This is a genomic window from Nonomuraea aurantiaca (genome assembly GCF_020215705.1).
GTDB classification, from domain to species: Bacteria; Actinomycetota; Actinomycetes; order Streptosporangiales; family Streptosporangiaceae; genus Nonomuraea; species Nonomuraea aurantiaca.
On record NZ_JAIWNB010000009.1, the window covers coordinates 276,041 to 300,573 of the forward strand.

Below are 24,533 nucleotides of genomic sequence, written 5' to 3' on the forward strand. Positions count from 1 at the left end.
CACCTTTCCCATTAGTCAAGGTCCGCGTCACCCGATGTCAGGTGGAGAAGCATGCGGGTGTTCCCCAGGGTGTTGGGCTTGACGTGTTCGAGGTCGAGGAACTCGGCGACACCCTCGTCGTACGAGGCCAGCAGCTCCGCATAGACCTCGGGTGAGACCGGGGTGCCCTGTACGGGGCGGAATCCATGCCTCGCGAAAAAGTCCACCTCAAAAGTCAGACAGAAAACCCGGCGCAGGCCGAGTTCCCGGGCCGTTTTGATCAAGGAAGAGACGATCCGGTGCCCGATTCCGAGGCCCAGGTACTCCGGATCGACGGCCACCGTGCGAATCTCCGCGAGATCCTCCCAAAGCACGTGCAGCGCGCCGCAGCCGACCACTTGGCCGCCGCGCTCGGCGATCCAGAACTCCTGCACGTCCTCGTACAGCGTGACGGTGGCCTTCTCCAGAAGCCGGGATCCGGCGCCCGCGTAAGTGTCGACCAGGCGACGGATCGTCCTGACATCCGGCGTGCGGGCACGCCGGACGACGACTTCCGTGTCCGGGACTGTCACTTCGGCGACCTGCTCCATGGGTCTCCAGCGTACAGATCCGATTACGGCCTCCCCCTAACTCTGACGTCTCTCCCATCTCATGACATCTCGTGGTTGATCGAGCACGATGAGGGATCCCTTGGCTCTTAGGCTTCCATGGCTTGACGAACTTGGTGCAAAAAGGACATAAAGTTTGTGCAGTACCGCCAAGCACGAGATCCCCTCGTGACCCTTCGGTTGCGAAACCTCTACAGACTTGGCAGTTCTGGTTGAGCACGAACCCGGAGTGCACTAGTGTCCAGCGACGATGTCACCCACGCGAGCCAGCGTGGAGACGCGCCCAATCCCCGCAAGGGGAGCCGGGGACCCGCCGGTGGCGACCTCATCCCGCCGCCACCACCCATGGGGTGAATCCGAGCGAGTCGTTCGGTAGGGCTGCTCCGGCCCGAACCCGTCAGCTAACCCGGTAGGCGCCGATGAGAGGAGCTGGTTGGTGAAGCACACCCGCGATCGCGAGGGGAAGCCGGCGGGCGCTCACGCTCGCCCTCCGGAGCTCCGGAAGGTCCCCACCCGGTTGGGTGTCATCGTGGCGACCGTCGCCACCCTCCTCTTCGCTGTCCCCGTCGGCTCCGCCGTCGCCGATCCCAAGCCCTCGCTGAAGGACCTGTCCAAGCAGGCCGAGGAGCTCCACACCCAGATCGAGACGCTCAGCGAGGAGTTCAACGGCCAGCGGGAGAAGCTCAAGACCGCCAAGAAGTCGGCTGAGGCTGCGCAGAAGACGCTGTCCACCAGTGAGGCCGATCTGGCCGCCAAGCGCGCCAAGGCCGCGATGCTGGGCCAGAACGCCTACATCAACGGCGGCTTCGGCCAGGCCCTGAACTTCGCCACCTCCGAGGACCCCGAGAGCTTCCTCGACCGGGCGGCCACCACCTACGCGCTGGAGCAGCAGCAGGGCTTCGAGGTCAACCAGGTGACCACGGCCAGGCAGGCCGCCGAGCAGGCCAGGGCCAGCGCCAAGACGCGCATCGACGAGGTAGAGAAGATCGTCGCGAGCCTCGGCACCAAGCGCGACAAGATCACCAAGCTCGTCGCCAAGGTCGAGAGCAGCCTCTTCAAGCGCGCGATCGGCGAGGCGGGCCGTCCCGGCACCCGGGCCACGCGGGTCGACCTGCCGGTCATCGGCGCCGGCAAGGCGGCCACGGCCGCCAGGTGGGCGCTCACGCAGCAGCTCAAGCCGTACGTCTGGGGCGCCGAGGGGCCGACCTCCTACGACTGCTCCGGCCTCGTGATGGCGGCCTACCAGCGGGTGGGGATCTCACTGCCGCACTACACGGGCGACCAGTGGACGGCCGGGCGGCACATCTCCAAGGAGGAGCTGCGCGCCGGCGACCTGGTCTTCTTCTATGGCGACCTGCACCACGTCGGCATCTACATCGGCGGCGGCATGATGGTCCACGCGCCGCAGACCGGCGACGTCGTACGCATCGCGTCCATCGCCCGCCGTCCGTTCGCGGGCGCCGTACGCATCGCCGACTGACCTCCAGGCACCACGACAAGCACTCTGACAGCCGGAGCCGGGGCCCTGGCGGCTGGGCCGGTCGAGCGGTCAGATGAGCTGGCGGCGGGCGGCCCAGGCCACGGCCTCGATCGCGGTGGCGACTCCGATGCGGTCGCAGATACCCCGTAGCCTTCGGCGTACCGTGCGCCCGCTGATATCCAGTCGCCTGCCAACCCGATCAACCGTGACCCCCTTGGCAAGCTCCGCCAGCAACGCCAGATCCGCGTGGCTAAGCTCGACGCCTTCAGTGAGCACATACATCGGGAGCCCTCCCCCCAACAGCAGAACTCGAGACGTCTATGTCCGAGCAGGGCTGCAGCTCGTCTCGCAGACGGTAAACGCATTCTGGAAAGGTCGTCAAGCCAGCCAATACTGCCCTCTGACCATCGCCATTGACATGATCCGCTGTAGGTGAAGTACTTGCCATATGTCGGCACACTTCGGGGCCCGATGAGGGATCACAGCCGTCCTTACAACGGCTCCCGGCGAGCAACACGGACCTGCTGGGCCACCACCCGTAAAACGCGAATGTTCTTCGCATCCAATATGCGAAATATCGAAAATGTGGCTGCTTGCGGCCGGGGCGGCAGCGCGCGCCAAGGAGTATGAACGGTTCAGGCTTCGGAGGCAGGCGCCGCTCATCGCGGCCCGGCGCGGGCGGCCGAGAGATGGGCCGCTCGGCGCCCCGACCGGCATGATGGAACTGGTCCCGCGTTCTCCTACTCGCCGCAGGAGATCGGACCGCTGTCAACCCGAGCGTCCGTACGCGCCCGGCGCGAACCGGACCGGTGCGGCCCGGCTTGGGAGCCGGGCCGACCTTCGACGACAGGCGGGTCAGTTGGTCGGCTTGACCAGCGGGAACAAGATCGTTTCCCGGATGCTCTTGCCGGTGAAGGCCATGATCATCCGGTCGATCCCGGCTCCCATGCCACCCGTGGGCGGCATGGCGTACTCAAGCGCCTGCAGGAAGTCCTCGTCGAGCTGCATGGCCTCCGGGTCGCCCCCGGCGGCCAGCAGTGACTGCTCCACCAGGCGCCGGCGCTGCTCGACCGGGTCGACGAGCTCGGAGTAGGCGGTGCCCAGCTCGGTGCCGAACCCGATGAGGTCCCACTTCTCGGTCAGCAGCGGGTTGTCGCGGTGCTGGCGGGTCAGCGGGGAGGTCTCCAGCGGGTAGTCCATGACGAACGTCGGCTGGATGAGCGTGTGCTCGACGAGGGCCTCGAAGATCTCCTGGACGAGCTTGCCCTGGCCCCACTTCGGGTCCCAGTGGATGTCGCGCCCGTCGGCGAATTTCCGGACCTGCTCCAGCGGGGTGTCGGTGGTGATCTCTTCACCGAGCGCCTCGGACACCGCCCCGTACAGCGTGACGCGCGGCCACTCCGGGATGCCCAGGTCCACCTCGACGCCGTCGTGGACGACCACAGAGGTGCCCAGCGCGGCCACGACGGCCTTCTGGTACATCCGCTGGGTCAGGTCGGCCATGTCGTTGTAGTCGAGGTAGGTGCCGTACGCCTCGATCATCGTGAACTCGGGGTTGTGCGTGGAGTCCGCGCCCTCGTTGCGGAAGTTGCGGTTGATCTCGAAGACCTTCTCGATGCCGCCGACCACGAGCCGCTTCAGGTAGAGCTCGATCGCGATGCGAAGGTAGAGCTCCATGTTGTACGCGTTGATGTGGGTCTTGAACGGCCGGGCCGCCGCGCCGCCGTGGATCGGCTGCAGCATGGGCGTCTCGACCTCGAGGTAGCCCTCCTCGTGCCAGAAGTCGCGCACCGCGCGCACCGTGGCGCTGCGGATGCGGGCCATCTCCCGGGCCTCGTCATTGACGATGAGGTCGACGTAGCGCTGGCGTACGCGGGCCTCGGGGTCGGTGAGGCCGACGTGCTTCTCCGGCAGCGGGCGCAGGCACTTGGCGGTGATCTGCCAGCGGTCGGCCAGGATCGACAGCTCGCCGCGGCGGGAGGTGATGACCTCGCCCTCCACGCCCACGTGGTCGCCCAGGTCGACGTCGCGCTTCCAGGCCGCCAGGGACTCCTCGCCGACCTTGTCGAGCGAGATCATCACCTGCAGGTCACCGCTGCCGTCGCGGAGTGTGGCGAAGCAGAGCTTGCCGCCCACGCGGTTGAGCATGACACGGCCCGCGACACCGACCTTGTCGCCGGTCGCGGTGTCCGGGCCGAGGGCCTGGTATTTCTCCCTGACCTCGGCGTTGGTCGCCGTGCGGGGAAAGGTCACCGGGTAAGGATCGACGCCCTCACTGCGAAGGCGGTCGAGCTTCTCCCTCCGGATGCGCATCTGCTCGGGAAGTTCGTCGCTCACAGCATCAAAGAGTAGGGGATATGGCGAACTGCAAGGGCTCGTCACCTCTCTGCAGGGTGGCTGCAAGAACTCTCCCGTACCAATGACACATCGAGCTCAGGGGGGAACCGGCAAGGCGCCGGCCCAGGGGGAGCTCAAGGAGAGATCATGATGAAGAAGCTCGCGACCGGCCTCGCCGCCGTCGCCGCCACGAGCGCGCTGGCCTTAGCGCTGCCGTCGGCCGCCAGCGCCAGCACCGCGGACTCCGACTCCTGGGGTCCGGTCTACTCGCAGCACTACCAGGCCAAGGCCTCCGGCTGGGTCAGTGTGGACTGGGACGACGACGACCACGAGTCGAACACGATCACCGTCAAGGGCAAGCTCTGGGACCTGGACCACCGCAGCTACGACGAGGGCGGCAAGTGCGCGTACGTGAAGTTCCAGACCAGCGACTTCGACGACAACTGGTCGACGGTCTACACCAAGAAGTACTGCGGCTACCCGGCCTTCAAGCGCTTCTCCTTCGACAGCGACGACGTCTCCAGCCTCCGCGTGAAGGTCTGCCAGATCGGCCTCCACGGCTCCTACCCGCGCAACTGCGGCAGCTGGAGCGACCTGTACACCGGCGACTCCGAGTAACCGGCCAGGTAGAGACGGTCCACGAACGCAAGCGGCCCCCTCACCCGAGCGGGGGGCCGCTTGTTCATGCCGTGTTCCTGTTGTAGATCAGCCGCAGGCCGATCAGCGTCAGCCACGGCTCGTGCACGTCGATCGAGCGCGACTCGCCCACCACCAGCGCCGCGTGCCCGCCGGTGGCCACCACGGTCACCTCGTCGGGGTCGTCGGCCAGCTCGGCCGTCATCCGCTCGACGATGCCGTCGACCTGGCCCGCGAAGCCGTAGATGATGCCGGCCTGGAGCGCCTCGACGGTGTTCTTGGCGATGACCGAGCGCGGCCTGACCAGCTCCACCTTGTGCAGCTGGGCGCCCGCCGCCGCCAGGGCGTCGACGGAGATCTCGATGCCGGGCGCGGTGACCGCGCCGATGTACTCGCCCTTGGCCGACACCGCGTCGAACGAGGTCGCGGTGCCGAAATCGACGATGACGCAGGGGCCGCCGTACTGGTCGATGGCCGCCAGCGCGTTGACGATGCGGTCGCTGCCGACCTCCTTGGGGTTGTCCATGCGGACGGGCACACCGGTACGTATGCCCGGCTCCACGATCACCGCGGTCACGTCGCCGTAGTAGCGGCGGCACATCTCGCGCATCTCGTTGAGCACGCTCGGCACGGTCGAGCAGATCGCGATGCCGCTGACATCGGCTCCCTTGAGCAATGGAGACTGGGCGAGCAGCCCTTGGAGCACGACCGCGATCTCGTCGGCTGTGCGGCGGGCGTCCGTGGCCAGCCGCCAGTGCTCGATGACTTCCTCGCCCTCGAACAGGCCGAGCACCGTGTGCGTGTTGCCGACGTCGATCGTGAGCAGCATCGATTACCCCCGTAGATCCAGTGCGATGTCGAGGGCCGGCGCCGAGTGCGTGAGCGCTCCCACCGCAAGGTAGTCAACGCCAGTTTCGGCCACAGCGCGGGCCGATTCCAAGGTCAACCCTCCACTCGCCTCAAGCTTCGCCCGATTTCTCACGATGTGGACGGCTTGGGCGGTCTCCTCGACCGTGAAGTTGTCGAGAAGGATCTCCTCGGCGCCTTCTTCGAGCACCGGACCGAGCTGGTCAATCCGGTCCACCTCCACCTCGATCGGCAGGTCCGGATAGCGCTCTCTCACCGCGCGGAACGCCTCGGCCACGCCGCCGGCGGCCACCACGTGGTTGTCCTTGATCAGCGCCGCGTCCGACAGGGACATCCGGTGGTTGACGCCACCGCCGCAGCGCACCGCGTACTTCTCCAGCGCCCGCAGCCCGGGCAGCGTCTTGCGGCTGTCACGCACCCGCGCCCGGGTGCCGCTGACCGCCTCGACCCACCTGCCGGTCAGCGTCGCGATGCCGGACAGGTGCGTGAGCAGGTTGAGCGCGGTGCGCTCCGCCGTCAGCAGCCCCCTGACCGGGCCCTCCACGGTCATCAGTACGTCGCCCGCCCGGACGTGCTCGCCGTCCTTGGCCCGCCGCTCCGCACGGGCCGCGCCCAGCCGGACGAACACCGCCTCGGCCACGGCCAGCCCGGCGACGATGCCGTCCCTGCGGGCCACCACGTCCGCGACCGCGCGCTGCTCCGCCGGAATGGTGGCCAGGCTCGTCACGTCGCCCGCCTCCTGCAGGTCCTCGGCGAGGGCCCGGTCGATCAGCGCGTCGATCTCCGCCGGATCCAGCCCGGCGGCGGCGAGCTCCTGCGCCACCCGCGGCGGCGTGGTGTCGCCCTGCGGCGTGTACGTCATCTGGGGCCCCTCCTCGGTCAGGGTCACGTCCAGGTGGCCCAGCCAGTCATTGTCGTCCCGCTCGGGGAAGTCCTCGCGCCAGTGCGAGCCGCGGGTCTCCAACCGGGCCCGGGCCGCGCCCACCAGCACGGTGGCGACGGTCAGCAGGTTCGTGGCCTCCCACGACTCCGTGCAGGGCGGCACCTGGACCGGGGTCCACCGGGCGTCGCGGAGGGCCCGCGCCGTCTCCGCGAGCGACTCGCGGCTGCGCAGGACGCTCGCTCCCCCGCTCATGCGGGCCTGGACCTTGCCGCGGATCCGCGGGTCGGCCAGACCCGTGGCCGCCCGGCTCGCGACCACCTCGCCCGGCCCCGGCCGTACCGACGCCGGCTCCTCGGCCCCGCTCACCGCGTGGATGTCCGCGGCGATGCGCTCGGCGAAGACCAGGCCCTCTAGCAGCGAGTTGGACGCGAGCCTGTTCGCGCCGTGCACGCCCGTGCACGCGACCTCGCCGCACGCGTAGAGGCCCTCGATGGAGGTACGGCCGTGCAGATCGGTCCTGACCCCGCCGCTGGCGTAGTGGGCGGCCGGGGCGACGGGGATGGGCTCGGTGGCCGGGTCGATGCCGTGCTCGCGGCAGACCGCGTAGATCGTGGGGAAGCGGGTCTTCCACCGGTCCGCGCCGAAGTGGCGGCCGTCGAGGAAGACGTGGCTCTGCCCGCTCTCGCGCATCGTCCGCGTGATCGCCTTGGCGACGACGTCGCGCGGCGCCAGGTCGGCCAGCTCGTGCACTCCGCTCATGAATGCGCGGCCCTCGTGGTCGATCAGGAAGGCGCCCTCGCCCCTGACCGCCTCGGAGATCAGCGGCTGCTGCCCGGTCGACTCCTCGCCGAGCCACAGGACTGTGGGATGGAACTGGACGAACTCGATGTCGCGCACCACGGCCCCCGCCCTGAGCGCGAGCGCGACGCCGTCGCCGGTGGAGACGACGGGATTCGTGGTGGACGCGTACACCTGACCCATGCCGCCGGTGGCCAGCACGACCGCCCGCGCGTGCACGGCGCCCACGCCGTCGCGGGCGCCCTCGCCCATGACGTGCAGCGTCACGCCCCTGGCCCGGCCGCGCGCGTCCGTCAGCAGGTCGAGGACCAGCGCGTGCTCGATGACCTCCACCGCGCCCGCCCTGACCGCCTCGACCAGCGCCCGCTGCACCTCGGCTCCGGTGGCGTCGCCGCCCGCGTGCACGATCCTGTCACGCCGGTGACCGCCTTCCCGGGTGAGCTGGAGCTCGCCGTCGGGGGTCCGGTCGAACCGGGCGCCGCGCTCCATCAGCCGCCGCAGCGCGCCCGGCCCCTCGGTCACCAGCGTCCGTACGGCCCGCACGTCGCACAGGCCCACTCCGGCGATCAGCGTGTCGTTCAGATGCTCCTCGGGACTGTCGTGCGGATCGAGCACGGCCGCGATCCCGCCCTGGGCCCACCGGGTCGATCCGGACGAGAGCACGTCCTTGGTGACGACGAGGACCTTGGCCGCGGGATCCAGCTCGGCATAGCGCAGGGCCACGGTCAGCCCGGCGATGCCGGAGCCTACGACGACCAGGTCCGCCTCGGCGATCCAGCCGGGATCGGGGGCCGTCAGTCGGAGGGGAATCGCCGGTGCGCTCATGGAGTCTCCTCATAGAGGCGATTTCGTCAACATGACGATAACCCACGCATGGGGATGGTGATTCCCAGGGGTGGCTCAGTACTCCAGGCACGCGAGTGGCCGCGGCGAGACCCCACCCCGGCCGAGCGCGTCGGCCGAAGCCGGCTGGAAGTGGCCCTCTGTCAGCTCGGATCGAGCGACAGGACGGCATTGTCGATCAGCCGGGTGGTGCCGACCTTGGCGGCCACCGCCAGCACCGCCTCCCCCCGGTATGACTCGCTCACTTCGGCGAACGTGGCCGGATCGACGAGCACCAGATAGTCGAGCGCCAGCCGCGGAGCCGCGTCCTCGAGTACGGCCAGCGCCGCCGCGCGGATCCTGGCCGGAACAGGCTCCGCCCCCTCCGGAAGGGCCGTGGCCGGGACAGGCTCCGCCCCCTCCTTAAGGGCCGTGGCCGAGACTGCCTCCGCCGCGCCCGCCCGCAGGGCCCTGGAGAGCGTGAGGGCGACCTGCCGCTCGTCGGCGGACAGGTAGCGGTTGCGGCTCGACAGCGCCAGGCCGTCGGGCTCGCGGACGGTCGGCGCACCGACGATGTCGATCGGCAGGTCGAGATCGGTGACCATCCTGCGGATCATGGCGAGCTGCTGGGCGTCCTTCTGCCCGAAGACCGCCACGTCGGGCTGGACGAGGTTGAACAGCTTGAGCACGACCGTGAGCACCCCGTCGAAGTGGCCGGGCCGGACGGCGCCCTCGACGATCGTGCCCATCTCGCCCGACTGGACGCTGACCTGGCGGCCAGGGGGATACATGTCATCGGCGGACGGGGCGAAGACGACGTCCACGCCTTCGGCCCGGCACGCCTCCAGGTCCGCGTCGAACGTCCGTGGATAGCGGGAAAAATCCTCGTTTGGCGAAAATTGCAGAGGATTGACGAAGATGCTGACCACGACGTGGTCGGCGCGGACGCGGGCCTCGCGGATCAGGGAGCGGTGACCCTCGTGCAGCGCACCCATGGTGGGCACCAGCGCGATGCTCCCCTCGCCGCGCGCTTTGACCAGGTCGGTGCGGTTCTTGGCGACGATCAGGTCCATATGTTGCCTCCGAGCGCGTCGAGCAGGCGCTCGGCCTCTTCGGGCTTCAGCAGCCCCGCGGCGAGCGCGCGGTCCGCCGTGAGCCTAGCGAGGGCGATGTAGGCGTCGGCCGCCTCGGGGGCCGCCAGGATCAGCGCGTCGACATGCTTGCGCACGGTGCCCGCGTCGCCCCGTACCACGGGACCGGTCAGCCCGGCGATGCCGAGCCGCAGCACGTTGTCGAGCGCCGCGCCGAGCAGCGGGCCGAGCATGATGCCCGGATGCTCCACGCCGATGCCTCGCAGGAGCTCCTGCGACTCGGCGATGAGCGTGACCATGTGGTTGGCCGCCCCGGCCAGGGCCGCGTGGTAGAGGGCACGGTCGGCGTCGGCGATCCAGACCGGCTCGCCGCCCATCTCGATGACCAGGGCCTCGGCGATGGGCCTGAGCATGTCGGGCGCGGTCACGCCGAACGAGATGCCGGTGATGCGGTTGAGGTCGTCGTCCCTCCCGGTGAACGTCATCACCGGATGGAGCGCGAGCGGCAGCGCGCCCGCCCTGGCGGCCGGCTCCAGCACCGAAAGCCCGTAGGCGCCGCTGGTGTGCACGAGCAGCTTGCCCTGCAGGTCCGCGCCGGTCGACGCCAGACCGTTGACCAGATCGGGCAGCGCGTCGTCGGGCACGGTGAGCAGGATCAGCTCAGCCGTCCTGACGACCTCCTCGGGCCGGGTCGGCTGCACGCCGAGCCGCTCCGCCGCCCACCGGTGCGAGGCGTCGGAGACACCGCTGGCGGCGACCACATGGTGCCCGGCCTGCGCCAGTGCGGCACCCAGCACCGAACCCACCTTGCCCGCGCCCAGCACGCCCACGGCCAGCCGCGCCGGCCGATCCCCTGCGTCCATGACGTCCCACCCCTGTCGACCCTGATGGCACTGCCGCCCAGAGTAACGGCCGTCCACGACTAGGTACGTGACCAGGCTTTTGCCGCATGTTGAGTTACCCACAAAAGGGACAAGGGCACACAAAACATGCACCCCCTGTCGGAAGAGATGAGGAGAGGGGTTTCATCTCGTGGTGGCGGGCGCCGAGTTGTCGACCCGACGCCCGCGTAGAGCCCTTGGGGGGGGCTTACTTCATGAGATAGTCCAGGGCATGTGGCTCACCTGGCGCGCCGCGATGCAGCACGCGCTGTACGGCGAGGACGGTTTCTACCTGCGCGAGCGCCCTTCGGGCCACTTCCGTACGTCGGTCAGCGCCTCGGCCGCCTTCGCCGACGCGGTTCTGACCCTGCTCACCCAGGTCGACGCCGAGCTCGGCTCCCCGGACAGCATCGACCTGGTCGATATAGGCGCCGGAGAGGGCGCCCTGGTCGCCCGCGTGCTCGACGCCGCCGATGCCGGGCTGCGCGCCAGGCTCAACATCACCGCCGTCGACCTCTCGCCCAGACCCGACGACCTGCCCAAGAGCATCGACTGGCGCCCTCGGATCCCCTCCGTCATCACCGGGCTGGCGATCGCCAACGAGTGGCTGGACAACGTCCCGCTCGACGTGGCCGAGCAGACGGCCGACGGGCCGCGGCTGGTTCTGGTCGACACCGAGACGGGTGAGGAACGGCTGGGCGATCCCGTGCCTGACACCGACCGCGCCTGGCTCGACCGGTGGTGGCCGTCGCTGAGCCGCATCGGCTTCCGAGGGGAGATCGGGTGCCCTCGCGACGCCGCCTGGGCGGCCGTGGTGACCCGGCTCAAGAGGGGTCGCGCGGTGGCCATCGATTATGCACACCCTGTGGATAACCGTCCGTGCCATGGCACACTCACCGGCTACCGCGATGGCGCGGTCGTGGCGCCGATCCCCGACGGTACCTGCGACATCACCGCGCACGTGGCGCTCGACGCGTGCGCCGAGGCCGGTCGGCGGGCCGGTGCGATATCCACAGGCTTGTCCACACAGCGCGATGCGCTAAGGGTTCTGGGGGTCACCGGCACGCGTCCGCCCATCGACCTCGCCCATGCCGATCCGACGGCCTATCTCCGGGCCCTGGCCCGCGCCTCGGAGGAGGGCGAGCTGATCGACCCGAGGGGCCTCGGCGGCTTCGGCTGGCTCGTCCAGGACCGCCGGTGACCCACCGGCGATGGTCCGTCCCACGACCGTCTCGGTCTCTGTGACGGTCTGTCGTGGCGGGGGTCTCTGGGGAGGAATGCCCCTCCGGGGGAGCGGAAGTGGCCGGTCCGTCGTGGCGGGGGTCCCTGGGGAGGAATACCCCCTCCGGGGGAGCGGAAGTGGCCGGTCCATTGTGGCTGGGGTCCTTTAAGGAACCCCCTCCCGGAGGGCGGATACTCGGCGGGCGGTCATGGTGGCCGCGTCAGCCCGTCGTCAGGTCGAGGGACTTCAGGCCGCGGATGACGTAGCCCGGCTTCCACTCCGGCTCGCCGGTGAGCTCCAGTTTCGGCGCCCGCTCCAGCAGGGCGCCGAACGACTCGATCAGCTCGATGCGGGCCAGCGGCGCTCCCAGGCAGAAGTGGATCCCCGCCCCGAAGGAGATGTGCGGGTTGTCCGGCCGTCCCACATCGAGCCGGTCAGGGTCGGCGAACACCGCCTCGTCGCGGTTGGCCGAGCCGAACAGCAGCGCGACCTCGGCCCCGCGCGGGATCTCGACCCCGTGCACCTCGATGTCCTCCAGCACCCACCGCTCGAACATCTGCAGCGGCGTGTCCCAGCGCATCAGCTCCTCGACGGCCGTGGGCAGCAGGCTCCGGTCCTCGCGCAGGCGTACCAGCTCGGCGGGGTTCCTGAACAGGGACCACCAGCCGTTGCCCGTCACGTTCACGGTCGCCTCGTGACCGGCGTTGAGCAGCAGCACGCAGGTGCCGATCAGCTCGTCCTCGGTGAGCTCCTCGATCGCCGCGAGCGCGCTGATCAGGTCGTCGCCCGGCCGGACGGCGCGCTCGCGGGCCAGGTCCGCGAGGTAGGCGGCGAACTCCGTCGCCGCCTTGGCGGCCACGTGCTGCGACTCCAGGCTCGGGTTCAGCTCGTACATCCGGCAGATGTCGGCCGACCAGGGGCGCAGCAGGTGCCGGTCCGCCTCGGGCACGCCGAGCATCTCCGCGATGACGGTCACCGGCAGCGGCTCGGCCACCTCGGCGATCAGGTCGCCGCCGCCCTTCTCGACGAACGCGCCGACCAGCCCCTCGGCGATGGCCCTGACCCGGGGGCGCAGCGACTCGACCATGCGCGGGGTGAACGCCTTGGAGACCAGCCGGCGCAGCCGGGTGTGCACCGGCGGCTCGACGTCGAGCATGCCGGCCCTGGTCACCCGCCAGAACGGCTCCTGGAACGCCGGCTCCTCCGGCCTGCCGAACTCCTCGTGCGTCGCCACGTGAAGGTAGGAGCGGCCCAGTCGCCGGTCTCTGAGCAGCGCGTTGACGTCCGCGTGCCGGGAGATCAGCCACTGTCCCGTCGGCTCGAAGTAGCTGACGGGGGCGTCACTCCTCAGCTCCGCGTACGCGCCATAGGGGTAGGCGACAAAATCCGGATTCCAGGGATCGAAGCGCACTTTTTCATCTTATGAGGATGCTTGCTTGGCGTGCCTGCTCCGCATCCGGATGTTGAGCAGCTCCACGATCACCGAGAAGGCCATCGCGAAGTAGATGTAGCCCTTGGAGATGTGCTGGCCGAGCCCCTCGGCGATGAGCACCACCCCGATCAGCACCAGGAACGCCAGAGCCAGCATCTTGATGCTCGGATGCTGGTCCACGAACCTGCTGATCGGCCCGGACGCGAACAGCATGACCAGCACCGCCACGATCACCGCGGCGACCATCACGCCGAGCTCGTCCACCATGCCCACGGCGGTGATCACCGAGTCGAGCGAGAACACCACGTCCAGCACCATGATCTGCACGATCACCGAGGCGAACGACGTGACGGCCCGTCCCTTGCCGCCCTCCTCCTTCAGCTCCATGCTGTGCCCGATCTCGGTGACGCTCTTGGCCAGCAGGAACAGGCCGCCCAGCAGCAGGATCAGGTCACGTCCTGATATCCCGTGTCCGAAGACCTCGAACAGCGGCGTGGTCAGCCGGACCACCCACGACAGCGCCAGCAGCAGGAGCAGCCGGCTGATCAGCGCCGCGCCCAGGCCCATGACCCGGGCCCTGTCGCGCTGCTCCGGCGGCAGCTTCCCGGCCAGGATGGAGATGAAGATGATGTTGTCGATACCAAGGACGATCTCTAGTGCGACCAGGGTGAAGAACCCGATCCAGATCTGAGGGTCGGCCACCCAGTCCAGCATTAGTACTCCTCACAGCAGGGGTTTCCGTTACCAACGAGGCAGAGGCCACATAAGTTCGCGGTTGCGATTGATGGCGGGGTGTCGGTTATAGTGCGGGTGTAGGTCATGAGTGCCAGCGCACAGCCCCGGCTTGCTGGCCGGCAACCCTCGCGTCCGCGGCGGGGTGCCCCGGGTGAAGACCTGGTCCGCCACGAGGTGTGGCGGGCAAGCGCGGGCTCGCTGGGTGTTCCGGGGGTCCGATGGCCCCAGGAGGTTCGCCGTGTCCACGTTGACGATCTTCAGCTCCCTGCCCGCCCAGGCCACCGAGGCGCCGGCCGCCGAGCGCGCCCGTCCGATCCCCGCCGTGCTGGGCGCCGATCTGGAAGTGCCGGTCAAGGGCGGCAGGCTGGTGACGTACGCCAACCTCGACTACGCGGCGAGCGCCCCCTGTCTGGAGCCGGTCAGTGCGGCCGTCACCGCCGCGCTCCCGGCCTACTCCAGCGTGCACCGCGGCGCGGGCTACGCCTCCCAGCTCACCACCGCCCGCTACGAGCAGGCCCGCCACACGGTCAGAGCCTTCGTCGGCGCCCGCCCCGACGACGCCGTGATCTTCACCCGCAACACCACCGACGCGACGAACCTGCTGGCCCGCTGCCTGCCCGAGGGCACGACCGCGGTCGTCTTCGACACCGAGCACCACGCCTCGCTGCTGCCCTGGAAGCAGTCCGTACGGCTGGCGCCGCCCGCCTTCCCCGGCGAAGCCGTCCGCGCGGCCGACGAGGCGCTGGCCGGGATCGACGGCCCCAAGCTGCTCGTGGTCACCGCCGCCTCGAACGTCACCGGCGAGCTCTGGCCGATCGCCGCCCTGGCGCACATCGCGCACCGCCACGGCGCCCGGATCCTCGTGGACGCCGCCCAGCTGGTGCCGCACCGGCGGCTCAACCTGACCGCGCTCGACCTCGACTACGTCGCCTTCTCCGGGCACAAGCTCTACGCGCCTTTCGGGGCCGGAGTGCTGGTCGGCCGCCGTGACTGGCTCTCGGCCGGCGAGCCGTACCTCAAGGGCGGCGGCGCCGTGCGCTCCGTCGACGAGGACATCGAGTGGCACGAGGACGCCGAACCGCGTCACGAGGCGGGCACCCCGAACGTGCTGGGCGCCATCGCCGTGGCCGCCGCCTGCGACGCGCTCAGCGCGACCGGCTGGACCGCGCTGGTGCGCGAGGAGGAGCGGCTCATCACCCGGCTCCGGTCCGGACTGGCCGCGATCGAGGGCGTGCGCGAGCTGTCGCTCTGGGGGCCGGACCAGCCGCGCGTGGGCATCGTCTCGTTCGTCGTGGACGGGCACTCGGCGCGCGAGGTGGCCGAGGTGCTGTCGGGCGAGTACGGGATCGGGGTGCGTGACGGCAAGTTCTGCGCGCACCCGTTCGTCCGGCACCTGCTCGGCACCGCGGACGGCGGCTGCGAGGACGACACGGCGTCCGCGGTCCGCGCCTCGATCGGCATCGGCACCACGGAGGAGCATGTGGACCGCCTCATCGAGGCGCTCCGCGACCTCGCCGCCCGCTGAGGTCAAGCGACGGCGAACGTCCACGCGACGCGCTGAGGTCACGCGACGGCGAACGTCCGCGCGACGCGCTGAGGTCAAGCGCTCGGCGAGCGTCCGCGTGACGGCTCGTCGGCGATGATCTCGTCGATGTTCCGCATGTCACCGTCCCGGGCGGCCGGTTGCACCGGCCTGGGAGCGGTGTCCGACTCGGATGGTGCCTCCGGCCTGATGGAGGTGGCCGGAGCGTGGCCGGCGAGATCCTGCTCGGCCGCGCGACGCTCGGCGCGCCGCCGGTAGCTGCCGTGCAGGATGCCGTCGATGCCGATCCGGCCGCCGCCCACCGCCACGAGCAGCAGGCAGGCCACTGCCAGCGCACCGGCGAGTTCCCAGCCGCCGTTCTGCACGAAGACGCCATGGGCGCCGTGGACGAAGATGATCGCGCCCAGCATGTCGACCACCAGCCCGAGGGCCGCCAGCCGGACCAGCAAGCCGATGATGAGCAGGACCCCTCCGATGGTCTCGACGAGGATGGCGAACCCGGCCGAGAGCTGCGGCAGCGGTATTCCCATGTGGTTGAAGGCGGCGGCCGTGACCGGCACCCCGATCTGCATCTTCTGCCACCCGTGGGTCACGAAGATCACGCCGATCGCCACCCGCGAGATCAGGGCAGCAAGATCGAAAAGAATTCTTTGCACGGTTTTCTCCCCCCGTTCCAGGTGTTCCTCCCCTGCCCGATAGGCGGAATGCACCGTTTTAGGGTTCCTTGACCCCTTCCTGTGCTGGATCACCACGACTGCCGGTGGCAGCATTGCCATATGACGGAACGCGTGGTCGGGATCGGCGTCGGGGCGAAAGAGCTGGCCACCGAGGACATGATCCTCAACATCGGCCCACAGCACCCGTCGACGCACGGGGTGCTCAGGCTGCGGCTCACCCTCGACGGCGAGCGCATCGCCACGGCCGAGCCGATCATCGGCTACATGCACCGGGGCGCGGAGAAGCTGTTCGAGGTCCGCGACTACCGGCAGATCATCATGCTGGCCAACCGGCACGACTGGCTGGCGGGGTTCGCCAACGAGCTGGGCGTGGTCCTGGCCGCCGAGCGCATGCTGGGCATGGAGGTGCCGATCCGGGCCGTGTGGGCGCGCACGCTGCTGGCCGAGCTCAACCGGGTGCTGAGCCACCTGATGTTCCTCGGCTCGTACCCGCTGGAGCTGGGCGCGATCACCCCCATCTTCTACGCCTTCAACGAGCGCGAGCGTATCCAGGCCGTGATGGAGGAGATCTCCGGCGGCCGGATGCACTACATGTTCAACCGGGTCGGCGGGCTGAAGGAGGACCTGCCGTACGGCTGGCTGGACCGGGTTTCGGAGACCGTCGCCGAGACCCGGCGCCGCGTGCCCGACATCGAGAACCTGATCCTGAACAACGAGATCTTCCTGGCCCGTACCAAGGGCGTCGGTGTCCTGTCCCGCGAGCAGATCCTGCAGTACGGCGTGAGCGGCCCCATCGCCCGTGCCTCCGGTGTCGACCTCGACCTGCGGCGCGACCAGCCGTACCTGGCCTATCCCGAGCTGCCGGTGAAGGTGGTCACGCGCGGCGCGGGCGACTGCCACGCCCGCTTCGAGATCCTGCTCGACCAGCTCAGGGTCTCGCTTGACCTGACCGACGCGTGCGTCGAACGGCTGCGCTCGCTGCCGCCGGGTCCCATCAACCAGCGGCTGCCCAAGGTCCTGAAGGTGCCGGAGGGCCACACGTACGCCTGGACCGAGAACCCGCTCGGCATCAACGGCTACTACCTCGTGTCCAAGGGGGACAAGACTCCATGGCGGCTCAAGCTGCGCTCCGCGTCTTACAGCAACATCCAGGTGCTCAGGGAGATGCTGCCGGGGCACCTGGTGGCGGACATGGTGGCGATCCTCGGCTCGATGTTCTTCGTCGTGGGTGACATCGACAAGTGACCGGCGTCGCGACTCCGCAGCGGGACAAATATGTCGACTGGCTGCGCGCTCTCAGTCTGATCGTGGTGGTGGTGTGGCACTGGGCGTTCACCATCCTGCAGTGGAAACCCGAGGGTCCCGAACCGACCAGCCCGCTCGGCTTCACCTCGGGGCTGTGGATACTCACCTGGCTGCTTCAGGTGCTGCCGCTCTTCTTCTACGTCGGCGGCCACGTCCACCTGCTGTCGTGGAGCCGCGCCCAGGCCCGCGGCACCGGCATCGGCCGGTTCGTCTGGCGGCGCATCCGCGCGCTGGCCGCCCCCGCGCTCGTGCTGGTGGGCGTGTGGGTCACCATCGGCGCGGTCGTGACCTGGGTGTTCCACGTCGAGTGGATGTGGCGGGTGGTGCTGCTCGTGCTCAGCCCGCTCTGGTTCCTCGGCGTCTACCTGGTGCTGATCGCGCTGCTGCCCGTGGCGTTGTGGCTGCACCGCCACTACGACGTGCTGGCGCTCATCTGGCTGGGCGGCGCCGCCCTGGTGATCGACGTGGTCCGCTTCCGGTACGGCATCGAGTGGGTCGGCTGGCTGAACATGATCATCGTCTGGGGGCTGGCCCACGAGGCCGGCTTCTTCTACGACCGGATCGTCATCCTGCCCAGGCGCTATGACGTCGGGGTCCTGTGGACCGGGCTGTTCGCCCTGTTCGGCCTGGTCTACTCAGGCATCTACCCGGGCTCGATGGTCGGGGTGCCCGGTGACAAGTGGTCGAACATGGCGCCGCCCACCTTCGTCATCGTGGCGCTGCTGCTGTTCCAGATCGGCCTGGTGGAGGTGCTGCGGCCGTCGATGGAGCGCGTCCTGGAGAAGCCCGGGTGGCGCCGGGTCAACGGCACCATCAACCGCTACGCGCTGCCGCTGTTCCTCTTCCACACCACGGGCATGGCGATCGCGCTGGGGCTGCTGTGGTGGTTCTTCGGCACGCTCGGCGGCGAGGTGCCACCGGACCTCAGATGGTGGCTGGAACGCCCGCTCGCCATCCTGGGCCCGCTGGTCTGCACCCTCCCGGTCATCTACCTCTTCGGCCGCAAGCGGGCTCCTGCCGAACAAGTGCCGGACAAGAGTTGACCATGGCCGCCGGCTTGAGGCCATGACGGCCGACATCGGGTTCCTGGCTACTGCGGAAGCGAACGCCTGGTGATTCGCGGCGCCATCTACCTGGGCCGCTGATCCTCCGGGTCCTTAGGGATGCGGCAGGCGTGCTCCAGGAAGAGGGCGGCGCAGATCAGCACCACGAACGCCAGCAGCGAGCCCACCGCGATGAAGAACTCGAACCGCGGCGTCTCCCTGGTGAACAGCTGGACCGTGTGCAGGACGAACCCACCGAAGATGCCCGCGAACACCGCACCCACGTAAGCCGACGCCTTGCCCAGCGCCGCGAGCCGGGCCACCGCCAGAGGCTCGACCGGCTTGGTGTCAGGTTTGCGGTCGATCCGGGCCTTCGTCACCCAGCCGCTGTAGGCCTCCCCGAGGGCCAGCAGCAGGACGGTGGGGATGGCGGTCCACGGCACGATGGGCAGGTCGGCGTAGAACTCCCTGACCACCATCCAGGCGATCAACGCCACGACGACGACGATGCCGACCAGCAGGCCGGGGCGAGTGGGCCTCAATCCGGACTCTGGAGCTTGAGGTCCGCACGCAGCCGTACGCCGCTCTGGTCGAGGTCCGTGAGCAGGTCGGCGACCTGACCCTGGCCGGGCAGCACGCCGTCGGGGTCCACGTCCGCCCACGGGACCAGGACGAAGGCCCGCTCGTGCGCGAGCGGGTGCGGCAGCGTCAGGTCGGGGTCGTCGGAGACCGTGTCACCCACGACGATCAGGTCGATGTCGAGCGTGCGCGGGCCCCAGCGTTCCTTGCGCTCCCGCCCGAAGGCGTTCTCGACGCCCTGCGCCCGCTCCAGCAGCGCCTGCGGCTGGAGCGTGGTCTCGGCGAGGACGATCGCGTTGAGGTAGGGGCGCTGCCCGGCGGGACCGCCGACCGGGTCGGTCTCATAGACGGGCGAGCTCGCAACGAACTCCAGCCCTGGCGCGTCGAACAGCGTGTCGATGGCGTCCTGCAACGTCTGGAAGCGCCGCCCGAGATTGCTACCGAGAGACAGTACGACGTTCACGTGCTACTCCCCTCGCTCACCACGTTCATTCGCGACTCCGTTGGATGGTGACGATCACGTCGTCGAACGGCAGCGGGATCGGTGCCGCGGGCTTGTGCACACTCACCTCGACCGACTCCACCAGGCCGGCGGCCAGGCACACGTCGGCGAGGCGCTGCGCGAGCGTCTCGATCAGCTCGACCGGCTCGCCTTCCACGACGGCGACCAGCGCCTGGGCGAGCTCTCCGTAGTGGACCGTCTTGCCGAGGTCGTCGGAGGCGGCGGCGGGGGCGGTGTCGAGGAACAGCGTCGCGTCGACCACGAACTCCTGCCCCAGCTCACGCTCGGCCGCCAGCACACCGTGCCGGCCCCGGGCCCGCAGGCCCTTCAGCGCGATGCGGTCAGACCTCAAGCTCGCCTTCCTCCTCGTCGTCGTCACCCTGGAGCACCGGCGAACCGTGGTGCATCCACAGCCGCCAGCCCTGCGCCGTGCGCACGTAGACGTTACTGGCCACCACCTTGCCGGCGGCGAAGCTGGACTCGCCCTCCTCGCCGGCGGTGAGGATGTTCTCGACGCAGGTGAGCACGGCCACGTCACCCAGCACGGTGGTGTTGACGTCGGTCAGCACGAACTGGATGTAGGTGGTGTTGGCCATGATGAGCGCCCAGGAGCGCAGCACCTCGGAGCGCCCCGAGAGCAGGGTCCAGCCCGGGTGTACGCAGCTGACCTGCTCGTCGGCGGAGTCCTCCGCCCAGATCTCGGTCATCTTGTCGAGGTTGGCGTCCTCGATCGCGAGATAGAAGTCCTGGTTGACCGTCTCGATCGCGGCGGTGTCGACACTCATGTGTTGGCTCCGGGTCTCTTCCATGCGGCGGCCACGCGCACGGCATCGGCATTGGGACCTACTTCGTGCACTCGTACGCACCAGGCGCCGGCGTGCGCGGCCAGCGCCGTCACGGCCACCGTGGCGTCGTCACTGCCGCTGAACGGGCGCGGCGTGCCGTCGGCGTCGGCCAGCAGCCGCCCCAGGAACCGCTTGCGCGAGGCCCCGATCAGCAGCGGATAGCCGAGCTCGGCCAGCTCCCCCATTCCGGCGAGCAGCTCCCAGTTGTGCGCGGGGTTCTTCGCGAAGCCCAGCCCGGGGTCGAGCACGATCTGCTTCTCGGACACGCCCTCGGCCAGCACCAGGCCGACCCGCTTGGCGAGCTCCTCGCGCACCTCGGTCACGACGTCGTCGTAGACGGCCCGGCGGTCCATGTCATGGCTGTGGCCGCGCCAGTGCATCACCACGTAGTCGACGCCGGTGGCGGCCACCACGCGCGGCATCTCGGGATCGGCCAGGCCGCCGCTCACGTCGTTGACCAGCCTCGCCCCCGCCTCCACCGCCGCCTTGGCGACCTCGGCCCGCATGGTGTCGACGCTGACCGCCACTCCCTCGGCGCTGAGCGCCCTGATCACCGGCACGACGCGGGCCAGCTCCTCGTCGAGCGGCACTCTGGCGGCGCCGGGGCGGGTGGACTCGCCGCCCACGTCGACGATGTCGGCCCCCTCACCGACCAGCTCCAGCCCGTGCCGGATCGCGGCCGCCTCGTCGAACCACAGGCCCCCGTCGGAGAACGAGTCCGGCGTGACATTGACCACGCCCATGACGAGGCACCGCGCCTCTGCTCCGACAACCATGCCCCAAGCCTAGGCGGTCGTGGTTGATGGGGTCTGTGGAGGGTGCCCACACGCAAATAACAATCCGATCAGTGCCATAGGCTCGCTGACGGGTGCTTATCGGTGCAGGGTCAGCGCCATAGGCCCACTGGTGCTTATCGGTGCAGGATCAGCGCCATCGCCTCGGCGCGGGTCTTGTCGCTCGTACGGAAATCGCCGCGCACCGCCGAGGTCACCGTCTTCGCGCCCGGCTTGCGGACGCCGCGCATGGTCATGCAGAGGTGCTCGCACTCCACCACCACGATCACCCCGCGCGGCTCCAGCACGCGCATCAGCGCGTCGGCGATCTGCGAGGTCATCCGCTCCTGCACCTGCGGGCGGCGGGCGAAGACGTCCACCAGGCGGGCCAGCTTGGACAGCCCGGTCACCTGGCCGCGCTCGTTGGGGATGTAGCCCACGTGGGCCACCCCGTGGAAGGGCACCAGGTGGTGCTCGCAGGTGGAGTAGACCTCGATGTCCCTGACAAGGACCATCTCGTCGTGGTCGACGTCGAAGACCTTGTTGAGCACGTCCTCCGGCGTCTGTCCGAGGCCGGAGAACTGCTCGGCGTAGGCCCGGGCCACCCGCGAGGGGGTGTCGAGCAGGCCGTCACGGTCGGGATCCTCGCCGATGGCGTAGAGGATCTCGCGGACGGCCTTCTCGATCCGGCCCAGGTCTACGTCTTGCGAACTCACGCACCGTCTCCAGAGGGCAGGGCGTCCTGGTGACTGGCGGCGGCGAGCGAGCCGTTGGCCGACTGCTCCTTCGGGGTCAGGATCGGCGGGCGGTCCGAGGGGAGCCGCTTGCCGTAACCCGCGTAGGACGGGCGGTGCTCCTTGACCACGACCGGGGCGAAGACCTCCAGCACCTGGTCGCGGGAGAGCGTCTCCTTCTCCATGAGCTGCAGCACCAGGTTGTCGAGCACGTCGCGGTATTCGACCAGGATGTCCCACGCCTGGTCGTGCGCCGTCTCGATCATCCGGCGGACCTCCTCGTCGATCGTCGAAGCGATCTTCTCGGAGTAGTCGCGCTCGTGGCCCATCTCGCGGCCCAGGAAGACCTCGGCCTGGCCGGAGCCGAACTTACGGGCGCCGAGCTGCTCGCTCATGCCGTATTCGGTCACCATGCGGCGGGCGACCGCCGTGGCCTTCTCGATGTCGTTGGAGGCGCCGGTGGTGGGCTCGTGGAAGACGAGCTCCTCCGCCGCGCGACCGCCGATCAGCATGGCGAGCTGGTCCATCATCTCGGACCTGGTGGCCAGGAACTTGTCCTCCATCGGCAGCGTCATGGTGTAACCCAGGGCGCGGCCACGGGACAGGATCGTGATCTTGTGGACCGGGTCGGAGTTGGGCAGCGCGTGCGCCACCAGCGCGTGACCGCCCTCGTGGTAGGCGATCATCTTCTTTTCCTTGTCGGACATGACCCGCGACTTGCGCTCGGGTCCTGCCATGACGCGGTCGATCGACTCCTCGAGGATGTCCATCGAGATCAGCTTCTTGTCGGCGCGCGCGGTGAGCAGCGCCGCCTCGTTGATCACGTTGGCCAGGTCGGCGCCGGTGAAGCCGGGCGTGCGACGGGCGATGACGTCGAGGTCGACCGCCGGCTCGAACGGCTTGCCGCGACCGTGGACCCTGAGGATGCCCTTACGGCCCTCCAGGTCGGGGCGGTCGACGGTGACCTGGCGGTCGAATCGGCCCGGACGCAGCAGCGCCGGGTCGAGGATGTCGGGCCGGTTCGTCGCGGCGATGAGGATCACGCCGCCCTTGACGTCGAAGCCGTCCATCTCGACGAGCAGCTGGTTGAGCGTCTGCTCGCGCTCGTCGTGGCCGCCGCCCAGGCCCGCGCCGCGGTGCCGGCCGACGGCGTCGATCTCGTCGATGAAGATGATCGCCGGTGCGTTGGCCTTGGCCTGCTCGAACAGGTCGCGGACACGCGAGGCGCCGACGCCGACGAACATCTCGACGAAGTCGGAGCCGGAGATCGAGTAGAACGGCACGCCCGCCTCACCCGCGACCGCGCGGGCGAGCAGCGTCTTGCCGGTGCCGGGCGGGCCGTACAGCAGCACGCCCTTGGGGATCTTCGCCCCGATCGCCTGGAACTTGGCCGGGGCCTGCAGGAACTCCTTGATCTCCTGGAGCTCCTCGATGGCCTCGTCGGCGCCCGCGACGTCGGAGAAGGTGGTCTTGGGGGTGTCCTTGGTGATCAGCTTCGCCTTGGACTTGCCGAAGCTCATCACCCGCGAGCCGCCGCCCTGCATCTGGTTCATGATGAACAGGAAGATGAGGACGATGAAGACGATCGGCAGGAAGCTCACCAGGATGCTGACCAGGAAGTTCTCCTGGGGCACCTCGGTGGTGAAGCTCTTGGTCGTGCCCGCCTGAACCTGCGCCTGCAGCTCTTCGGTCAGCTTCGGCCCGTAGCCGGCGACCCAGTCAGACTGGATCATGTTGGTCGCCGTGTCACCCGGCCTGACCGTGATCGGCTTGATCAGCGTCAGCTCGATGCGCTGATCCTTGTCGACGATCTTGGCGTTGCTTACATTGCCGGTGCGAATCTGCTGGAGGACTGTGGACGTGTCGGCCTGCTTGAAGTTGCCGCCGCCGCTCCAGAGCTGGGTGACGAGCAGGAGCAGCACGACGATGCCCAGGATCCACAGCAGTGGCCCACGTGTAAATCGCTTGAGATCCATCCGATGCGGAACCCCTTGCGGGCCCGTCCCTTCCTGACCATGGCCTGGAACCCCGGGAATTCCCGGGGCCGCGGCATCCGACGCCGCGACTTCTGACTACCCGAAGGGGACGCTTGGTCACCCTCCCGGAGTCAGAAGGTACACCGGGTAAGCGAGCGGAGGGACCGCCCGCTACACCGGTCTTGCCCTACCAACGTACGTCAGGTGGCGCGGTGTTCCCGGCGGCTACTTGTAAACATGGGGAGCCAAGGTGCCGATGAAGGGGAGATTGCGGTAACGCTCCGCGTAGTCGAGCCCGTAGCCGATGACGAACTCGTTGGGGATGTCGAAGCCGACGTACTTCACGTCGATCGGCACCTTGACCGCGTCGGGCTTGCGCAGCGCGGCGCAGATCTCCAGCGAGGCCGGGTTGCGCGACTTGAGGTTTTCCAGCAGCCAGTGGAGGGTCAGCCCCGAGTCGATGATGTCCTCGACGATCAGCACGTGGCGGCCCATGATGTCGGTGTCGAGGTCCTTCAGCACCCGCACGACGCCGGACGACTTGGTGCCCGCGCCATAGGACGACACGGCCATCCAGTCCATCTGGACGGGCACGTGCAACGCCCTGGCCAGGTCGGCCATCACCATGACCGCGCCCTTCAGCACGCCCACGAGCAGGAGCTCCGTGCCCGCGTAGTCGGCGTCGATCCGCCCGGCAAGCTCTTTGACCTTGGCCTGGAGCTCGTCCTGAGGAATCAGGACTTTCTCGAGGTCCTTGCCCATATCGGCAGCATCCACCTGTGGTT

General features: G+C 69.1%; 24 protein-coding genes and 2 riboswitches. Of the genes, 6 read left to right on the top strand and 18 right to left on the bottom strand.

The window, feature by feature from the left end; genetic code table 11:
- Positions 1-11 precede the first annotated feature (11 nt).
- Entirely contained in the window at positions 12-569 is a 558-nt protein-coding gene (locus tag LDL49_RS23305) for an amino-acid N-acetyltransferase (RefSeq protein ID WP_225293283.1), read from the bottom strand.
- A 288-nt stretch (positions 570-857) separates the two neighbouring features.
- Positions 858-1,018, top strand: a riboswitch (cyclic di-AMP (ydaO/yuaA leader).
- Between the two features lie 98 nt (positions 1,019-1,116).
- On the opposite strand from LDL49_RS23305, the gene LDL49_RS23310 reads away from it, so the two are divergent.
- Positions 1,117-2,067 carry a C40 family peptidase gene (locus tag LDL49_RS23310; protein WP_225293285.1) on the top strand — a complete coding sequence of 317 codons (951 nt, stop codon included), beginning with the start codon at positions 1,117-1,119 and terminating at the stop codon, positions 2,065-2,067.
- A gap of 69 nt (positions 2,068-2,136) precedes the next feature.
- On the opposite strand, the gene LDL49_RS23315 is transcribed toward LDL49_RS23310, so the two are convergent.
- Positions 2,137-2,349, bottom strand: coding sequence for a LuxR C-terminal-related transcriptional regulator (locus LDL49_RS23315; protein WP_214641953.1), 213 nt, complete (start codon positions 2,347-2,349; stop codon positions 2,137-2,139).
- A 573-nt stretch (positions 2,350-2,922) separates the two neighbouring features.
- Complete coding sequence (gene lysX / locus LDL49_RS23320) at positions 2,923-4,404, bottom strand: bifunctional lysylphosphatidylglycerol synthetase/lysine--tRNA ligase LysX (RefSeq protein ID WP_225293287.1); 1,482 nt, start codon at positions 4,402-4,404, stop codon at positions 2,923-2,925.
- Positions 4,405-4,551: 147 nt separating this feature from the next.
- On the opposite strand from lysX, the gene LDL49_RS23325 reads away from it, so the two are divergent.
- A complete protein-coding gene (locus LDL49_RS23325; protein WP_225293289.1) occupies positions 4,552-5,022 on the top strand; it encodes a hypothetical protein in 471 nt (156 codons plus the stop codon).
- 64 nt (positions 5,023-5,086) lie between these two features.
- On the opposite strand, the gene LDL49_RS23330 is transcribed toward LDL49_RS23325, so the two are convergent.
- The 4 genes from LDL49_RS23330 to LDL49_RS23345 form a co-directional block, all read right to left on the bottom strand.
- On the bottom strand, positions 5,087-5,869 hold the full coding sequence (locus LDL49_RS23330; RefSeq protein ID WP_225293290.1) for a type III pantothenate kinase: 783 nt from the start codon (positions 5,867-5,869) through the stop codon (positions 5,087-5,089).
- A gap of 3 nt (positions 5,870-5,872) precedes the next feature.
- On the bottom strand, positions 5,873-8,413 hold the full coding sequence (locus tag LDL49_RS23335; protein WP_225293292.1) for an L-aspartate oxidase: 2,541 nt from the start codon (positions 8,411-8,413) through the stop codon (positions 5,873-5,875).
- 161 nt (positions 8,414-8,574) lie between these two features.
- Positions 8,575-9,483, bottom strand: coding sequence for a pantoate--beta-alanine ligase (gene panC, locus LDL49_RS23340; RefSeq protein WP_225293294.1), 909 nt, complete (start codon positions 9,481-9,483; stop codon positions 8,575-8,577).
- Entirely contained in the window at positions 9,474-10,421 is a 948-nt protein-coding gene (locus LDL49_RS23345) for a Rossmann-like and DUF2520 domain-containing protein (protein WP_504854014.1), read from the bottom strand. The genes panC and LDL49_RS23345 overlap by 10 nt, the downstream gene beginning before the upstream one ends.
- A 193-nt stretch (positions 10,422-10,614) precedes the next feature.
- On the opposite strand from LDL49_RS23345, the gene LDL49_RS23350 reads away from it, so the two are divergent.
- A complete protein-coding gene (locus LDL49_RS23350; RefSeq protein ID WP_225293297.1) occupies positions 10,615-11,583 on the top strand; it encodes an SAM-dependent methyltransferase in 969 nt (322 codons plus the stop codon).
- Between the two features lie 241 nt (positions 11,584-11,824).
- Here the strand turns inward: LDL49_RS23350 and LDL49_RS23355 are convergent, their stop codons facing one another.
- Positions 11,825-13,015: a cytochrome P450 gene (locus LDL49_RS23355; RefSeq protein ID WP_225293299.1), complete on the bottom strand. Its 1,191-nt coding sequence runs from the start codon at positions 13,013-13,015 to the stop codon at positions 11,825-11,827.
- A 9-nt stretch (positions 13,016-13,024) separates the two neighbouring features.
- A complete protein-coding gene (locus LDL49_RS23360; protein ID WP_225293301.1) occupies positions 13,025-13,750 on the bottom strand; it encodes a TerC family protein in 726 nt (241 codons plus the stop codon).
- Between the two features lie 101 nt (positions 13,751-13,851).
- Positions 13,852-13,967: riboswitch (SAM riboswitch) on the top strand.
- A gap of 42 nt (positions 13,968-14,009) precedes the next feature.
- Here LDL49_RS23360 and LDL49_RS23365 point away from each other — a divergent pair.
- Positions 14,010-15,296: an aminotransferase class V-fold PLP-dependent enzyme gene (locus LDL49_RS23365; protein WP_372470401.1), complete on the top strand. Its 1,287-nt coding sequence runs from the start codon at positions 14,010-14,012 to the stop codon at positions 15,294-15,296.
- A gap of 74 nt (positions 15,297-15,370) precedes the next feature.
- Here LDL49_RS23365 and LDL49_RS23370 read toward each other — a convergent pair whose 3' ends face one another.
- Complete coding sequence (locus LDL49_RS23370; protein WP_225293303.1) at positions 15,371-15,970, bottom strand: DoxX family protein; 600 nt, start codon at positions 15,968-15,970, stop codon at positions 15,371-15,373.
- A gap of 120 nt (positions 15,971-16,090) precedes the next feature.
- Between LDL49_RS23370 and LDL49_RS23375 the strand changes: the two genes are divergently transcribed.
- On the top strand, positions 16,091-17,236 hold the full coding sequence (locus tag LDL49_RS23375) for an NADH-quinone oxidoreductase subunit D (RefSeq protein ID WP_225293305.1): 1,146 nt from the start codon (positions 16,091-16,093) through the stop codon (positions 17,234-17,236).
- Entirely contained in the window at positions 17,233-18,339 is a 1,107-nt protein-coding gene (locus LDL49_RS23380) for an acyltransferase family protein (protein WP_225293307.1), read from the top strand. Before LDL49_RS23375 ends, LDL49_RS23380 begins: the two co-directional genes overlap by 4 nt.
- An 86-nt stretch (positions 18,340-18,425) precedes the next feature.
- Here the strand turns inward: LDL49_RS23380 and LDL49_RS23385 are convergent, their stop codons facing one another.
- The 8 genes from LDL49_RS23385 to hpt form a co-directional block, all read right to left on the bottom strand.
- Complete coding sequence (locus LDL49_RS23385; RefSeq protein WP_225293309.1) at positions 18,426-18,881, bottom strand: DUF3180 domain-containing protein; 456 nt, start codon at positions 18,879-18,881, stop codon at positions 18,426-18,428.
- On the bottom strand, positions 18,878-19,381 hold the full coding sequence (folK, locus tag LDL49_RS23390; RefSeq protein WP_225293311.1) for a 2-amino-4-hydroxy-6-hydroxymethyldihydropteridine diphosphokinase: 504 nt from the start codon (positions 19,379-19,381) through the stop codon (positions 18,878-18,880). The genes LDL49_RS23385 and folK overlap by 4 nt, the downstream gene beginning before the upstream one ends.
- A gap of 25 nt (positions 19,382-19,406) precedes the next feature.
- Positions 19,407-19,772, bottom strand: a complete 366-nt coding sequence (folB, locus tag LDL49_RS23395) for a dihydroneopterin aldolase (RefSeq protein WP_225293313.1) — start codon at positions 19,770-19,772, stop codon at positions 19,407-19,409.
- On the bottom strand, positions 19,762-20,205 hold the full coding sequence (locus tag LDL49_RS23400; protein ID WP_214641971.1) for a nuclear transport factor 2 family protein: 444 nt from the start codon (positions 20,203-20,205) through the stop codon (positions 19,762-19,764). Before LDL49_RS23400 ends, folB begins: the two co-directional genes overlap by 11 nt.
- Positions 20,202-21,041, bottom strand: a complete 840-nt coding sequence (gene folP / locus LDL49_RS23405) for a dihydropteroate synthase (protein WP_443689882.1) — start codon at positions 21,039-21,041, stop codon at positions 20,202-20,204. Before folP ends, LDL49_RS23400 begins: the two co-directional genes overlap by 4 nt.
- 134 nt (positions 21,042-21,175) lie before the next feature.
- Positions 21,176-21,754: a GTP cyclohydrolase I FolE gene (gene folE, locus LDL49_RS23410; RefSeq protein ID WP_225293315.1), complete on the bottom strand. Its 579-nt coding sequence runs from the start codon at positions 21,752-21,754 to the stop codon at positions 21,176-21,178.
- On the bottom strand, positions 21,751-23,748 hold the full coding sequence (ftsH, locus tag LDL49_RS23415; RefSeq protein WP_225293317.1) for an ATP-dependent zinc metalloprotease FtsH: 1,998 nt from the start codon (positions 23,746-23,748) through the stop codon (positions 21,751-21,753). Before ftsH ends, folE begins: the two co-directional genes overlap by 4 nt.
- Positions 23,749-23,973: 225 nt before the next feature.
- Entirely contained in the window at positions 23,974-24,525 is a 552-nt protein-coding gene (hpt, locus tag LDL49_RS23420; protein WP_225293318.1) for a hypoxanthine phosphoribosyltransferase, read from the bottom strand.
- Positions 24,526-24,533 lie beyond the last annotated feature (8 nt).